Source organism: Nitrospirota bacterium (assembly GCA_035516965.1).
Classification (GTDB): Bacteria; Nitrospirota; UBA9217; order UBA9217; family UBA9217; genus MHEA01.
In genome coordinates this window covers 16,517-30,211 of sequence record DATIZR010000082.1, presented here as the reverse complement: position 1 = coordinate 30,211, position 13,695 = coordinate 16,517, and the positions used below count along the sequence as shown (strand labels likewise).

At 53.2% G+C, this 13,695-nt stretch carries 14 protein-coding genes and 2 pseudogenes; 14 read left to right on the top strand and 2 right to left on the bottom strand.

Annotated elements, in window-relative coordinates:
- The first annotated feature begins 19 nt into the window (after positions 1-19).
- The 8 genes and pseudogenes from VL197_12530 (at position 20) to VL197_12495 (ending at position 5,709) form a co-directional block, all read left to right on the top strand.
- Positions 20-505, top strand: coding sequence for a YchJ family protein (locus VL197_12530; GenBank protein HUJ18805.1), 486 nt, complete (start codon positions 20-22; stop codon positions 503-505).
- 99 nt (positions 506-604) lie between these two features.
- Positions 605-898 carry a hypothetical protein gene (locus tag VL197_12525; GenBank protein ID HUJ18804.1) on the top strand — a complete coding sequence of 98 codons (294 nt, stop codon included), beginning with the start codon at positions 605-607 and terminating at the stop codon, positions 896-898.
- A gap of 140 nt (positions 899-1,038) precedes the next feature.
- The gene (locus VL197_12520; protein ID HUJ18803.1) at positions 1,039-2,037 is read left to right on the top strand and encodes a class II fructose-bisphosphate aldolase; all 999 of its coding nucleotides are present in this window, start codon (positions 1,039-1,041) and stop codon (positions 2,035-2,037) included.
- Positions 2,038-2,392: 355 nt separating this feature from the next.
- Positions 2,393-2,743, top strand: a pseudogene (locus VL197_12515) (peptide-methionine (S)-S-oxide reductase).
- 12 nt (positions 2,744-2,755) lie between these two features.
- Positions 2,756-2,989 (top strand): hypothetical protein, encoded by a 234-nt coding sequence (locus tag VL197_12510; GenBank protein HUJ18802.1) that lies wholly within the window; start codon positions 2,756-2,758, stop codon positions 2,987-2,989.
- A gap of 201 nt (positions 2,990-3,190) precedes the next feature.
- Positions 3,191-3,988, top strand: a pseudogene (locus tag VL197_12505) (1-deoxy-D-xylulose-5-phosphate synthase N-terminal domain-containing protein).
- Between the two features lie 180 nt (positions 3,989-4,168).
- The gene (locus VL197_12500) at positions 4,169-5,176 is read left to right on the top strand and encodes a transketolase C-terminal domain-containing protein (GenBank protein HUJ18801.1); all 1,008 of its coding nucleotides are present in this window, start codon (positions 4,169-4,171) and stop codon (positions 5,174-5,176) included.
- A gap of 71 nt (positions 5,177-5,247) precedes the next feature.
- Entirely contained in the window at positions 5,248-5,709 is a 462-nt protein-coding gene (locus tag VL197_12495; GenBank protein HUJ18800.1) for a carboxymuconolactone decarboxylase family protein, read from the top strand.
- Positions 5,710-5,806: 97 nt separating this feature from the next.
- On the opposite strand, the gene VL197_12490 is transcribed toward VL197_12495, so the two are convergent.
- Positions 5,807-5,989: a hypothetical protein gene (locus VL197_12490; protein HUJ18799.1), complete on the bottom strand. Its 183-nt coding sequence runs from the start codon at positions 5,987-5,989 to the stop codon at positions 5,807-5,809.
- 351 nt (positions 5,990-6,340) lie between these two features.
- Complete coding sequence (locus tag VL197_12485) at positions 6,341-6,574, bottom strand: hypothetical protein (protein HUJ18798.1); 234 nt, start codon at positions 6,572-6,574, stop codon at positions 6,341-6,343.
- A 727-nt stretch (positions 6,575-7,301) separates the two neighbouring features.
- On the opposite strand from VL197_12485, the gene VL197_12480 reads away from it, so the two are divergent.
- From VL197_12480 to VL197_12455, 6 genes are all read left to right on the top strand, one after another.
- On the top strand, positions 7,302-7,766 hold the full coding sequence (locus tag VL197_12480) for a PaaI family thioesterase (GenBank protein ID HUJ18797.1): 465 nt from the start codon (positions 7,302-7,304) through the stop codon (positions 7,764-7,766).
- A 305-nt stretch (positions 7,767-8,071) separates the two neighbouring features.
- Positions 8,072-9,928, top strand: coding sequence for a CsgG/HfaB family protein (locus VL197_12475; protein ID HUJ18796.1), 1,857 nt, complete (start codon positions 8,072-8,074; stop codon positions 9,926-9,928).
- A 79-nt stretch (positions 9,929-10,007) separates the two neighbouring features.
- The gene (locus VL197_12470) at positions 10,008-10,481 is read left to right on the top strand and encodes a DUF1566 domain-containing protein (GenBank protein ID HUJ18795.1); all 474 of its coding nucleotides are present in this window, start codon (positions 10,008-10,010) and stop codon (positions 10,479-10,481) included.
- A gap of 198 nt (positions 10,482-10,679) precedes the next feature.
- Positions 10,680-11,837 (top strand): RuBisCO large subunit C-terminal-like domain-containing protein, encoded by a 1,158-nt coding sequence (locus VL197_12465; GenBank protein ID HUJ18794.1) that lies wholly within the window; start codon positions 10,680-10,682, stop codon positions 11,835-11,837.
- Positions 11,838-11,957: 120 nt separating this feature from the next.
- A complete protein-coding gene (locus tag VL197_12460; GenBank protein ID HUJ18793.1) occupies positions 11,958-12,281 on the top strand; it encodes a hypothetical protein in 324 nt (107 codons plus the stop codon).
- 183 nt (positions 12,282-12,464) lie between these two features.
- On the top strand, positions 12,465-13,658 hold the full coding sequence (locus tag VL197_12455; GenBank protein ID HUJ18792.1) for an isoprenylcysteine carboxylmethyltransferase family protein: 1,194 nt from the start codon (positions 12,465-12,467) through the stop codon (positions 13,656-13,658).
- Positions 13,659-13,695: the final 37 nt, after the last annotated feature.

Genomic DNA, 13,695 nt, shown 5'->3' with positions numbered 1-13,695 from the left:
ACAAGAGGAGTTCTCTGAAATGGATCCTTGCCCCTGCGGTTCAAACGTTGATTACGGCTCCTGCTGCGGCCCCCTTATCTCGGGCGAGCAACGGGCGGCGACAGCCGAGCAGCTCATGCGCTCGCGGTACAGCGCCTACGTCAAGCAAGAGATACCCTATATTCTCACATCCCTGCACCGCGATCACCGGTCCGACTATGACGAAAAGAGCAGCCGCGCCTGGGCTGAACGGGCCCGGTGGCACGGGATCACGATCCTGAAGACGATCAGCGGCGGACCGGATGACGCAGAGGGCCAGGTGGAGTTCACGGTGTCCTACACGGAAAACGGGCTCAGGCAAGAGCACCACGAGCTCTCCTCTTTCAAGAAGGAGGAGGGGGTCTGGTACTTCACGACCGGGAAGACGATGCCGAAACCGGTCTCCCGCGCCTTGCCCAAGACCGGCCGCAACGATCCCTGTACCTGCGGAAGCGGCAAGAAGTTCAAGAAGTGCTGCGGGAATTGACCTTCATAATCACAGATTAACACAGGTAATCGGTTTTCAAATAAGCAGCAGAGAACGGCGAAAAAAAACGAATACAGCCCGACAGGAGAGGAACGGGAAATGCGGAAACAGGATGACGATCAGATCAAGCGGCGATTTTCTTCGATCAAGAACCGGCAGATCCTCGCCATCGTGCTGGCGCCGGCCCTCATGTTTCTTCTTGCCGCGGCCTGGAAGCGGCCGGACCTCTTCGGGCAGTTCTCGAAAGGGACGATCACCATCGCCCAGATCCTGGTTATCCTGTCCTTCATCAACTTCAGCGCCTGGAACTGGATATGCCCCTCCTGCAAAAAATATCTCGGCAATGATATCTTCACGCAGAGCTGCAAGAAGTGCGGGGCAAGGCTGATGTAAGAGTTGCAAGCGTGAGAGACTCTTTGTCCTGCGCCGGGCCCGTTGCCCCTTGCAGTTCCCCCGGAACTCGTGATAAAATCCGGACGTGACGTGTCAGTTTCGCGCGCGATTGAATAAACCACTGCACAGGAGGAGGCACAATGGAGAAGGTTTCATGGAAGGACATCGGCCTGGTCAACACCCGTGAGATGTTCAAGAAGGCCATGGCGGGCAAGTACGCGATCCCGGCGTACAACTTCAACAACATGGAGCAGCTGCAGGCGATCGTCCTGGGATGCGTGGAGTCGAAGTCGCCGTTCATCCTCCAGGTTTCGAGCGGCGCGCGGAAGTACGCGAACCAGACCCTCCTGCGGTTCCTTGCGATGGGCGCCGTCGCCATGATCAAGGACGCAAATTCGCCGGTTAAGTTCAGCCTGCACCTGGACCACGGCGACACCTTCGAGCTCTGCAAGTCCTGCATCGACTCCGGCTTCTCCTCGGTCATGATCGACGGCTCGCACCACTCCTATGAAGACAACGTGAAAGTGACCAAGCAGGTGGTGGAGTACGCCCGCCAGTACGATGTCACGGTGGAGGGCGAGCTCGGCGTACTCGCCGGGATCGAGGACGCGGTGGTGGCCGACAAGTCGACCTACACGAAACCCGAGCAGGTTGAAGATTTCGTGAAGAAGACCGGCGTGGACTCCCTCGCCATCTCCATCGGCACCTCTCACGGTGCCATGAAGTTCAAGCCCGAGCAGTGCACCCGTGACAGCCGCGGCGTGCTCGTCCCTCCGGCGCTCCGGTTCGACATCCTCGACGAGATCGAGAAGCGCATTCCCGGCTTCCCGATCGTGCTGCACGGCGCGTCATCGGTCATCCCCGAATATGTGCAGATCATCAACTCGAACGGCGGCAAGCTCAAGGACGCCGTCGGCATCCCCGAGGACCAGCTCCGCAAGGCGGCGCGAAGCGCGGTCTGCAAGGTGAACATCGACAGCGACGGCCGGCTTGCCATGACCGCAATGATCCGGAAGACCATGGCCGAAAAACCGGCTGAGTTCGACCCCCGGAAGTACCTCGGCCCCGCCCGGGACGAGCTGATCAAAATGATCATTCACAAGAACAATGAGGTGCTCGGCTCATCGGGCCAGGCATAAGTCCCTGCGTTCCATTCAGGTATTGCGAATCTATCATCGGGGCCCCGGAGGCCCCGTTTTTTTGTCCCGGTGTCATTGAAAGGACTGGCGGACGTTCTTGTTCCCGGGTTATATTATGCAAAGAATCCACAATAAGGAAAAACGGTCCATGCCTTGGAAGACCATAGCCGTCGTGTCGGCGCTTTTTAGTATCACGGCACTGGGCCTGTACTCGCTGACTGCATCAAAAGGGGGATCTGCCATGGATTCAGCATTCAGCTTCGCGCAAAAACCGGGACCGAAGCCTCCCATCGATTCACGCGTACCTTCCGCGACCCGGACTGCCACGTTTGCCATGGGGTGATTCTGGGGCCCTGACTCCCGGTTCGGGAGTCTGCCCGGAGTGATCCGTACCCGCGTCGGGTATGCCGGGGGGACCGGCAGGAATCCTACTTATCACGATCTCGGCGGCCATGCAGAAACAGTCCAGATCGATTACGACCCTGCTGTCATCACGTACCGCGAACTGCTCGATATCTTCTGGAAGGGCCATGACCCTGCCAGCCAGGCCTGGTCGCGGCAATACGCGGCGATCCTCTTTTATCACGACGGGGAGCAGAAGATGCTGGCCGAGGAGACCAGAGAAGAGGTTGCTGCACAGATCGGCCGCCCGGTCCGGACGGAGATCGTCCCGTTCAGGGATTTCTTCGCTGCCGAGGACTACCACCAGAAGCACTCTTTGCGGCTGCACCCGGAATTCCTGGAGGAGCTCCGGAGAGCCTATCCGGACGTTCGAGACCTGGTCGCGTCCACCGCCGCGGCCCGCCTGAACGGATATCTCGGCGGCGAGGGCTCCTATGAAGATCTTATGAAGGAGCTGGACGACCTCGGGTTGTCTCCGCGAAGAAGAGAGTCCCTTCAGACAATAGTACGGCGTCAAAAGGGCGCTGCCTCCTGTACGGTGCCGCGGTAGGATTTTCCCGCTGATGACCGCTCCCCGCAATAATTTCGCCTTGACTAACATTTATCCGTGCGTGATAATCAACGCCATTAAAGACTAGTCCTATACCACAGAGTACACAGAGGGAGTATCCGTTCTTTTCCAAGGGGAGTATTTCTCCGTGTCCTCTGTGGTAAAATCGTTTCATTCTTGAGAGAAGATGGAAGGGCTGCTATGAAAGCTACGGACAAAAAAGTTAGCGCCTCAACCTGGCAGGATGAGATCAAACGCATCGCCGCCGGCATACGCCGGCGCGTGCTGGAGCACACGATAAGAAGCAACGGCGGGTACCTGAGCCAGGCCTGCTCGTCGGCGGAGATCTTCGCGACGCTCTATGGGAAGGTCATGAACCTTGGCCGCATTGACGCCCCTCTCATGCCGAAGCCGTTCCCCGGAGTGCCGGGCCCGGACAACCCGGGGTACTTCACCGGTGCCTCATTCAACGGGCCGGGCAGGGACAACGACCGGTTCTTTCTCTCGCCCGCGCAGTATGCCCTGGTGCTCTACGCCACTCTGATCGAAACCGGCCGCATGGCCGAGGAGGGCCTGCTCCAGTTCAACAGGGACGGGAGCAGCGTCGAGATGATCGGCGCGGAACATTCACCGGGCATGGAATCCATGACCGGCTCGCTCGGCCAGGGGATCAGCCAGGCGGCGGGCACGGCCATGGCGCGCAGGAGGAACGGGGAGAAGGGCCGGGTGTTCCTCTTCATGTCCGACGGCGAGTTCCAGATCGGCCAGACCTGGGAGGCGATCCAGGCCATGTCCTTTCATATGCTCGACAACGTGATCATCTACGTGGACGTGAACGGCTTCCAGTGCGACGGCAAGATGTGCAACGTCATGGACATCGAGCCCCTGGACAAGCGTCTCGAGGCCTTCGGCTGCCGGGTCTTCCGCGTGAACGGCCACGACGTGAAACGCCTCGCGGAGGCCGGCGGCCTGAAGCCGGACGGCCGCCCCACCGTGGTGGTCTGCGACACCGATGCCGCTCGGTGCCTGGACATTCTCAAGTCGCGCGCGCCGAAGATGCACTATGTGCGGTTTACGAGCGAAGAGGAAAAAGCGCGGTATGCCGAAGCCCTGGCGGAGTTGTCCGGGAAGGAGATCGTTCTCCCCCCGAAGAAGGCAACATCCGGAGAAAAGGCCCGAATTGGCCCCGAGATCGTGACCAGGGTGCACGCGAAAAATCTCGTGAAATGGGCGGCGGACAAGCCCAAGGTGCTCGTGCTTTCCGCTGACCTGACCAGCTCCACCGAGATCGACCTCTTCCGGGAAGCCTATCCCGACCGTTTCCTGTCCATGGGCATCGCCGAGCAGAACATGCTGAGCTTTGCCGCAGGCCTCGCGCGGGAAGGCTTCATCCCTTTCGTGCACACTTTCGCCGTCTTCATCTACCGCCGGGCCTACGACCAGATCGCCATGTCCGTGGCCTATCCCAATCTGCCCGTCCGCATGATCGGGTTCCTGCCCGGCATCACCACGCCGGGAGGAGCGACCCACCAGGCGATCGAGGACATCACGCTCATGCGCTCGCTCCCGAACATGACCGTTCTCGAGTGCGGGGACGCGACCGAGGTGGAGACGATCCTCGACGCGATGCAGGGGATCAGGGGTCCCGTGTATGTGCGCATGCTCCGGGGAGAGATCCCGCGCCTGTTCCAGAAGCCCTTCGAGCTTGGACGATCGCGCGTGTTGTGCGGGGGGAAGGATCTCGTCGTGCTGTCCAGCGGCATCATGACCGAAGAGGCGATGCGCGGCGTGCAGGCGCTGAACCAACGGGGACTCTCGGTCCAGCACCGGCACATCTCGACCCTGAAGCCGTTCAACGATGAGGCCGTCATCGACGCGATCGCGCAGTCCCGTTTCGGCGTCGTCACCATGGAGAACCACACAATCATCGGCGGTTTGGGGAGCGTCATTGCCGAGAAGATGGCGGAAGCGGGGCTGGCAAAGAAGCTTGTGCGGATCGGGCTTCGCGACACCTTCAGCCACGGCGCGAGCAAGCAGTATCTCCTGAAAGAACACCGGATGGACGCGCTGTCCCTCGTCCGCGAGGTCGAAACCCTGGCCGGGCAGCGGTTCGATATATCAGAGGACGAGCTTGCGAAGGCGCACGTCGCGGCAGTGCACAGCGCGGCTAAGGCGGAGGCGCTGTAAGGCAGTCGGGCAGGCTGCGCCTTGGCGGTTTAAAGATTTTGGTTCCGGCTTGTCCGGGTTAGGAGTTCGGAGTGCGGAGCAAGAAGATCAACGTTAAAAAAGACAAAGGCAAGCCTGCCCTGATACGTGAGGCCAAAGCGTTGCTGGGAAAGGCCGAATTGACCGAAGCTCTCACAGAACTTCACATGGATCAGAACGGGGACGTCGGATTTCTATTGAAGGTGCTGAAGGAACGCCCGAGGAACTTCAATCCCTTTATCCTCAAGGGCATGGCCATCTATAAGGAGCCGTCGACCCTGGACAGGAAGACTACGGAGCTGGTCGCGATCGGAGCGGCAGCTGCTCTCCGGTGCGACCATTGTCTCGAGGCGCACATGCGCCGGGCCAGGGAACAGGGGGCATCGCTGGAAGAAGTGATGGATGCGATCCTTGTTGCCGGAGCCATCTCGGAGTCGTCCACGCTTTCTGTCGGCTTCAGGAAATACAGGCAACTGGAAGGGAAGATAAAGAAAGACAAGCCGGACGAGGAGTAGCTCCGATGTTTCATGCCGCAGCTGCCGGCTTTTACCTTGAAAAGGTCCTGCAAAAATGCCTTGCTGGAACAGCCGAGAGTTTAACCAATCTGAGCTCTCATATACAGGTTTTTTCAATAACGCTCTTCGCTTCTTCCTTGGTAATGCCATATTGATAGTAAATATATAATGACACCATGTCAGCGAGCTGGTCTACAGAAATATCCGGCATGATCTCAAGGATCTCTTCCTTAAAGTAATTTGCCGCTTCACAAAGTGGCATCTCATCTTTCTTAATCATACATTTTCTCCCTTCATCTTATATATTTGATTATATATTTGAATAAACCTGATCCAACTGTTATCGAGATGAGCTAGGAATAGCTCGCCAACCCACGCTTCAACAAAATCAAGTATAAGCGATAACGCAAGGGTAGTCAAGGCGACACTTTGAACCAGCGGCTATGAACAACCGATTTAACTGACTGTCGCCGCACCCTTTTTACACCCTGGGGACCGCGGATTTGGAGGAAATATATAGGCCAAATGTCCGTTTAAAATATAAAAAGCAGGCCATGCTGCGCGGCCTGCTTGTGTCGTGTAATTGCACTCGTTGAGAGTATCTGCTGACGTAATGCCGAATGAAGGAAGCCTATTTTGCCGTTTCTCCAGCCCTCTTTTTCCTGTCCTTGCCCGTCTTCTTATCTTTATCAATTTTTGCCACTTTTTTTTGCGTGTCTTTATTTTTGACCGGCTTCTTTTCTTTTGTTGATGGTGCTCCCTTTGGCAAATTATCCCAGGGCATCTTTGTCTCGTCTTCTGCATACACGACACCAAGGACAAGTGATAACACTGCTGCCGTGAGGAGTGCGACTAATTTTTTCAAGATACATTCACCTCCTTTTTTGGATTTCTCCTTTTGTCGGAAAGTTTCTCGAATATCCTAACCCGGACAAACCGGATCAAAACCAGAAGCTAAAGGCGTCTCTCGCGGAGCACGCGGAGGACGCAGAGTTTAAAACCAAAATCCGAAAGTCTTTCATGGCGAATTATTTTTTTATTTTCTCTGCGAGCTCTGCGCCTCCGCGAGAAATTTTCTTGCCATTTTGTAAAGAATTTGATTTGTTAGTTGCTGAATGCCGTCAATAATCGCAAGGGAATCGAAGCTCACACTGTGTAAAGTATATGAGGTGTTCATGCTTTAATCTGTGATTCTGGTTACATTCTCAAAATGCATCGAATACGTCAAATACGCCCATAAAGAACTGATTGAACACGCAATACACCCCCCGGATTGGCTGAGTTGCAACGTTTGGAGCCGGACCTTAAAATTGACATTCTTACGCCGTCTTGTTATTCTTCTGCATGGCTGGAGTGCAATAAAAGGTAATCTTGGATAAAATCAAGAACGGCTCAGCTTTAATACGCAGCAAATTCAGACCTTGAATTGGAGGACACCGTCAATTGGGCAATGAATACGAGAGGCGATTGTCAGTCAAGATGGGTCGCGTATTGACATCCGGTATTGTTCACATAAGGATTTCCAAAGAGTCCAACTGTCCAACCAGTACAAGAACCGGGAGCAGGTCAACACCGGCGAAAAGGAGCACTCGATGAATAGCGAGAGCACCGCGGGCAAAGGACAGGAGAATATGCCAGAGTTTTTTTATGACGCTGAATTTCAAATAAAATATCCCGGCGTGAAAGTGCCGCCGCCTTGCTATTTGGCATCGGGAGCAAAGATCATCGCCTATGTGCCGAACAAGAGCCTGACTGTCGCCTTCCCTGTGCGGGAAGACCAGACAAATCCCGTCGGTTCGCTCCAGGGCGGGATCCTAGGCAGTTTTTTCGACGACACCTTCGGTCCGCTATCGTTCAAGACCATGCGCAAGCCCTGCGTGTCCATCGATATAACTGTTAACTTTATAAGGCCGGTTAGACCCGGTGAGACCGTGGTGATCATGGCGGAGTTCAAGTCTAAGGGCAAAAAGTTGGTCCAGATGTACGGCGAGGCTCACAACGACAAGAATAAACTGATCGCAACAGCAACCAGCAATTTGATGGTGTACGAACCGTGAAGCTTCGACGGGAATGGGCGTCGAATTAGCGATTCTCGTGAGAGTTACTCTGTCATAAAAAGACAATAAGTGGCGCGCAAGAATTCTTCCTGTACTATACATACGTAACAGTTGTATTGAGAGTGTAACTTTAATTCTGTATTTGTTGACCATTATCATTGACATCTTCTTAGGTCAGGCATATATCAGTAAATTAAAATATCTTCTAGGTAATTACACAATAAAACATGCACATAACTTGAAACGCATTTGCGCACGGATTAACTTTGCTCAATAATTGGTTAAATAGTAATGGAGATAATACGATGAAGTGCCTTCGAGCTTCACTGCTGCTATTACCGTTAATCTTAATTTATATTCCGTGTAACGCTGGATTATGTTTTGCAGAGGGCAATACCATAAAGGTAGTGGAAATACAACCTGATCCATTTTTACCTCTTGTATTGAGCAGCGAAGTTCATTTTATGGTGAAAGTTGAATACAATATGGTTGATCCTCTAGGAGATATCACAGTAATTATTCAAAAAGGCGAATTCGGCGGAGTTGATCCCATTATCGCATCCATAAGGAAGGTTGTGCCTAAGGGATCGGGCTCAATTGTTTTGGAACAAACTGCGAGGGTGCCCGAAACGAGAGTTCTCAAGGTAGCCACACAAATACTGGGTTTTGGGACAACAATTATAAATCATACCAATGATACACTTGACTTCAAAGAATATTCAGTAATAAAACCCTATAATATAGTACTTGTAAATCCGAATATACAGCAAGTAGAGATGAGCAACCTGTCGCTTAAAAGATCATACAGTTTTGGCGGTCCTCAAAGGTTCAAAATAGAAGAGTTGCTGGCTAAACGCGACTTTCAATCACTTGAGCAATTGCTTGAACAAATGTTACGGCAATATAAAATTGATACGCAATATGAAGGATATCTTCAACAAGCGTACGAGTCATTTAGTCCATTTTATGAAATAGCACTGAGAGATTTGGATCTGTGGGTCTCGACAAGAGGATCCTATATTTCATTTTGTGCCAGAGGCGTTTATAAGGCACTGCAGGCATCTTCAGTATTTGAAAAGAATAAACATCAACTCTATCTTGATGCTTCAAATGATTTACAGACGTCCATTAAGAAGAATCCCTCGCTAATGCCAGCATATACATGGCTGATTAAAATAGCAACTAAGACATCTGATGTGCCGTTTACGGCAATTGAAATTCTGAAGCAGGCGGAAAAAAACGACCCAAGTACATTTAATGTTAGATACGAATATATGATGTCCTTGAAACCGGCGTTCGGTGGTTCATATGAAAAGATGAATGTATTTTCAGTGCAGGCAGCAAAATACGCCAACTTGAACCCTTTATTGTGGTCTTTGCAGGGGGAGGTAGATGCTGATCGTGCGGATAATTCCTATCGTGATGATAATTGTGCCGCTGCCATTAAATATTACACCGCAGCATTGAAATTCGGAGATCGTACATCATGGCTCAAAAATAGGGCTTATTGCTATGAAAGACTCGGCCAAAACAATGAAGCGAGGGCTGATTTTGAGAGGATTCGCTATTACAATTTGCAAGATAACGCGGTAGTTGCTAGATCTCCGCTAGTAGATCTTTCTACTATGAATTATCAAGTAAAAGAGAACGGTTATGTAGATCCGAAAATTAATACTTATAATATTCATTCATATGTCGTTTTGCCTGTTGAGCATCATGTTGAGTTTCTTGATGCTAGGCCATGGGAGGGTCAGCGTGTAATTAAAAGAAATACAGATAAAATTGAACTAATGATGCTTCGATTAGGGCATGAATGTGTAGAGCGCGCTAAATTAGAGGCACTCTTGAGAGAGCAGAAACTATCTCAAACTGGCTTAACCATAGAGAAAGCACAATATGTTGGAAAATTAATAAATGCCGACGCAGCGATAATTACGACCATCCCTGGTATGGGAATTCACCATAGCCAAAGTGCTTATTTTGTGGACATAGATATTAAAGCTGTCTCGGTCTCGACTGGTCAAATTCTTTGGAAATCGCTTCTCAAGGGCTTTGTAGTGACGGAGCTTTTTGGAAATGACTATGAAGTAGTTCTAGACAATATTGAAACAAAACTCTACGAGCTATTGGAGCGTAAACTGAATGAGAAAATGCATCCTTAAAACCAGCCGACAACTTAGTAAAAAATGATATTTTTTAACAAAGCATTTCACCTATTTAAAACATCGTGCGGAGGTAATCGTGAAAGAATCATTGAAAGCAAGTTCCTTGGTTCTAATTGCAGTTATGAGCATAATGTCTATCGTCGCAATGAGCAATCCGTGCGCCAGTGCGAACAAGCAACAATTTCTTGATAATGGCAATGGTACGGTGAGCAATCAGGTAAACGGTCTCGTATGGCAGCAAACACCCGATTGGCAAACAAGGGAGTGGTCAGCGGCCATCACCTATTGCACAAATCTCACGCTAGCTGGCAAAAAAGATTGGAGATTGCCGACATTGAAGGAGTTGAGCACGCTTATCGATACCACAAGAAGCGCACCTGCCATCGATACAACATATTTTATGATGACCCAAGGCATGAGATATTGGACCGTGAGTACCTATGACGACAATCCAGAGTTAAAGTGTTTCGTGTACTTTTATAACGGGACCAAGGCCTGCTCGGACAAAAGCAACGAATTTCTTGTACGTTGTGTTCGAAATGCGCCGTGAGTTCGATCGATATCATGTTTCAAACCGAATCATGCATTCAAACTTCAACCGATATGTAACACCTCCGGCTGATTAGCTGCGATTGCACACTTGTAGGTGAAGCTGATAACAATCCTCATCGCACCTTGATGATATAGAGTCAGATTGTAATTGAGATTTCATACACGTTCCGCAATTAAAGGTTTTTCGAACGTTTCTATGCCCATTATCAAACAAACCTGTACGCCATCCTCAATGTTCTCGGGCGATCGTTTTTCCGTGACCTACCGTATCTTCGGCAGCGAGAAGGAAGCACGTCTCAAGGCAGAGGACATCTGTATCGAGCAGACCGTGGAATTCCCTGCCGATGAAGTTCCGGAGGGAGTGATCAGGGACCACGTGTTCGGAAGGATCGAGTCCTTCAAGCCCTCGGGTCAGGACGGTTATGAAGCGGTGATCAGCTATGCCGTTGAGATAACTGCCGGTGAACTGACCCAGCTCCTGAACGTGGTCTTCGGCAACAGCAGCATCAAGCCCGGCATCCGGGTGGAGCATCTCGAACTTCCTCCCTGCTTGTTCAAGTCATTCAAGGGTCCGCGGTTCGGGCGGCAAGGGCTTCGAGAGATCCTGAAGGTTCCGAGGCGTCCGCTCCTGTCGACGGCGGTGAAACCCATGGGCCTCTCGTGCGCGGAGCTCGCGGACCTGGCCTATCGCTTCGCGCTCGGCGGCATGGACATGATCAAGGATGACCACGGCCTGACCGATCAGTGCTGCTCGCCCTTCGAGGAGCGGGTCAAACGCTGCGCCGAAGCAGTGCAACGGGCGAACAGGGAGACCGGGTTTTCTTCTATATATATAGCGAATGTAACCGCGCCCCAGCGGGAGGTCTTGAAAAGGGCGAAGATGGCAAAAAACGCCGGGGCGGGCGGCATCATGGTAGCTCCCGGGCTGGTCGGCATGGACCTGATGCGTGAGCTGGCCGATGACGACTCGGTCGGGCTGCCGATCCTGACGCACCCCGCGCTGCAGGGCAGCTTCGTGACCGGCCCGAACGGCATCGCGCACGGCGTCATCTTCGGGCAGCTTGCCCGTCTCGCGGGCGCGGACGCGACCATCTTCCCGAACTTCGGAGGGAGGTTCTCCTTCAGCCGCGAGGAATGCCGCGCCATCGTGGAGGCCTCCCAGGAACCCATGGGAAACCTGCGATCCATCTTTCCCGCGCCCGGAGGCGGCATGAGCCTCGATCGGGTGCCGGAGATGCTTGAGACCTACGGCCGGGACCTGATCTTCTTGATCGGCGGCGGGCTGTTCAAGCACGGGCCGGACCTGGTCGAGAACTGCCGTTACTTCAGGGCGATGGTGGAGAAGATGGCGTGACATCGGCTATCGCATTATTCAGTTCATGAAGGGGATATGCAAAAAACTTGCAGAGAGCTGGATCAACTCACGAACAAAATAGCCATTGACTCCCGCCGGGAAACGACTTATAGTTGACGCATGCTCAAGCTGAGGCCGGTCATACTGCTTCTTGCCTTTGCTCTCCTGGTCCAGAACACCTGTCCCCACGGGTTTGCCGGGAAAACGAGCGTCACCCCTGCGTGCGGCCACTGTTCCCTGAGACAACTGCATGCTTCGCATCCTGATCCCCAGCTCACGATCTCTTCCAGTCCATCACCCGTCCATTATCCGCTGTTCGTCTTCGCCGTTCCGAAGACGGTCCATACGTTCCAGCTCGATCCCATCAAGTCCGCACGGCTTGTCCTCGTTGACCGATACAAGGACGCCCTGCCGGACGAACTCCTCCGACCTCCCCGAGCCTGATCCTGTTCGCCCAATCAGAGCTTTCACCACGGAAACCAAAGAGAAATCCCTTGCGCGATTTTCACGGGATGCCTGTGACCAGGGCTGATACAATCAGATGCAGATCATGAGACGATAGGCGTTCATCCGTGTCAAAGCGTGTTTTCTCAGAGGCGTGGTGACATTCTTTTCAGGAGGCCACTCATGAATACGAAAAAAACGCTCCTCAAGAGCGCGCTCGTTCTCTATTTCATCATCGCCTTCGAGGTGCTGATCATGATCAGCCCCTTCGCAGGCTTCTTTTACTCGGTCTTTAATCCGGTGCTGCTCGCCTTTGCCGGTCATTCCTCGACCCGGTGGCTCAGCGCCTTTTACCTGCCCCACATGATCCTGCCCCAGGACGCGTTCCTGCAGTTCGTGCGCGTCATGGGATCCGTCCTGTTCGTCCTGGGCATCGCGGTCTTTCTCGTGTGCGCCGGCCAGATCTACACGGCCAAGTTCCGGAGAAAGGGAGCTGTTCTCGGCGGTCTCTACTCCTCCATCCGGCACCCCCAGTATCTCGCCCTGGGCATCGCCGGGCTCGGGCTTTCCATCCTCTGGCCGAGGTTCCTGACCGTGGTGCTGTGGCTCTTCATGTGCTTCGTGTACTATTTCCTGGCAAAAGACGAAGAAAGGCGGATGCTGAATGCATCCGGAGAGACATACCGGGGATACATGAAGAAGACAGGGATGTTCCTGCCGAAGGCCGTGGAAAAAGCGATCGCTCCTGCATCCCTGGCAGGGAAGATTGCATTTGCCGTCCTGTTTGCCGGCGTCGTACTGGGCAGCGCTTTCCTGCTCCGCGCCTACACGATCGATCAGTTGACGCTCTGGACAAAGGCTCCCAATGTCACCGGCGTCGCCATTTTGCCCGAGGACGGTTTCAAAATGGACCACCGCATGGGCGATATACTCGCCCTGCCGGAAGTGAAAGAACGGGTGCAGGACAACAAGAGCTACCTTGTCTACTTCATCCCGCAGGACTACATCATGCAGGGCATGATCGCCGACACGGGAGGGACGTGGAAGCTTTTTGAGCAGCACCATTCCCTCTCCATGATCTCGGACTGGGTGTTCCATCCCTTCCGTCATCTGCGCGAAGGACATCATGCCATGCACAACGGAACACACAGGGAGCATCAGGCCATGGGACAGGCCGACAACGGCACGGTCAGACGGCTGATCTTCCTGTCCATTGAGGAAGTTCCGGTGAAAAAGCCTTCAGACCTGTTCGCGATCAATGCCCTGCGGGTGCCGCAGTTCTTTATCGACGTGGAGGTGCATGAGCTGAAGCTGCTGGAGGTGAAGGACCTGCCGCACGGCAGCGGCTGGGGCACGGTGCCCACGCCGGTGTTCTGAAATAACAAGTCAAATAACCACGGGCGGCTCCGCCGCA

Excerpts from the sequence above, each read along its gene's own strand:
- VL197_12530 (HUJ18805.1), top strand. The coding sequence starts at position 20 with ATGGATCCTTGCCCCTGCGGTTCAAACGTTGATTACGGCTCCTGCTGC.
- VL197_12525 (HUJ18804.1), top strand. The coding sequence starts at position 605 with ATGCGGAAACAGGATGACGATCAGATCAAGCGGCGATTTTCTTCGATC.
- VL197_12520 (HUJ18803.1), top strand. The coding sequence starts at position 1,039 with ATGGAGAAGGTTTCATGGAAGGACATCGGCCTGGTCAACACCCGTGAG.
- VL197_12490 (HUJ18799.1), bottom strand. The coding sequence starts at position 5,989 with ATGATTAAGAAAGATGAGATGCCACTTTGTGAAGCGGCAAATTACTTT.
- VL197_12480 (HUJ18797.1), top strand. The coding sequence starts at position 7,302 with ATGAATAGCGAGAGCACCGCGGGCAAAGGACAGGAGAATATGCCAGAG.
- VL197_12475 (HUJ18796.1), top strand. The coding sequence starts at position 8,072 with ATGAAGTGCCTTCGAGCTTCACTGCTGCTATTACCGTTAATCTTAATT.
- VL197_12465 (HUJ18794.1), top strand. The coding sequence starts at position 10,680 with ATGCCCATTATCAAACAAACCTGTACGCCATCCTCAATGTTCTCGGGC.
- VL197_12460 (HUJ18793.1), top strand. The coding sequence starts at position 11,958 with ATGCTCAAGCTGAGGCCGGTCATACTGCTTCTTGCCTTTGCTCTCCTG.
- VL197_12455 (HUJ18792.1), top strand. The coding sequence starts at position 12,465 with ATGAATACGAAAAAAACGCTCCTCAAGAGCGCGCTCGTTCTCTATTTC.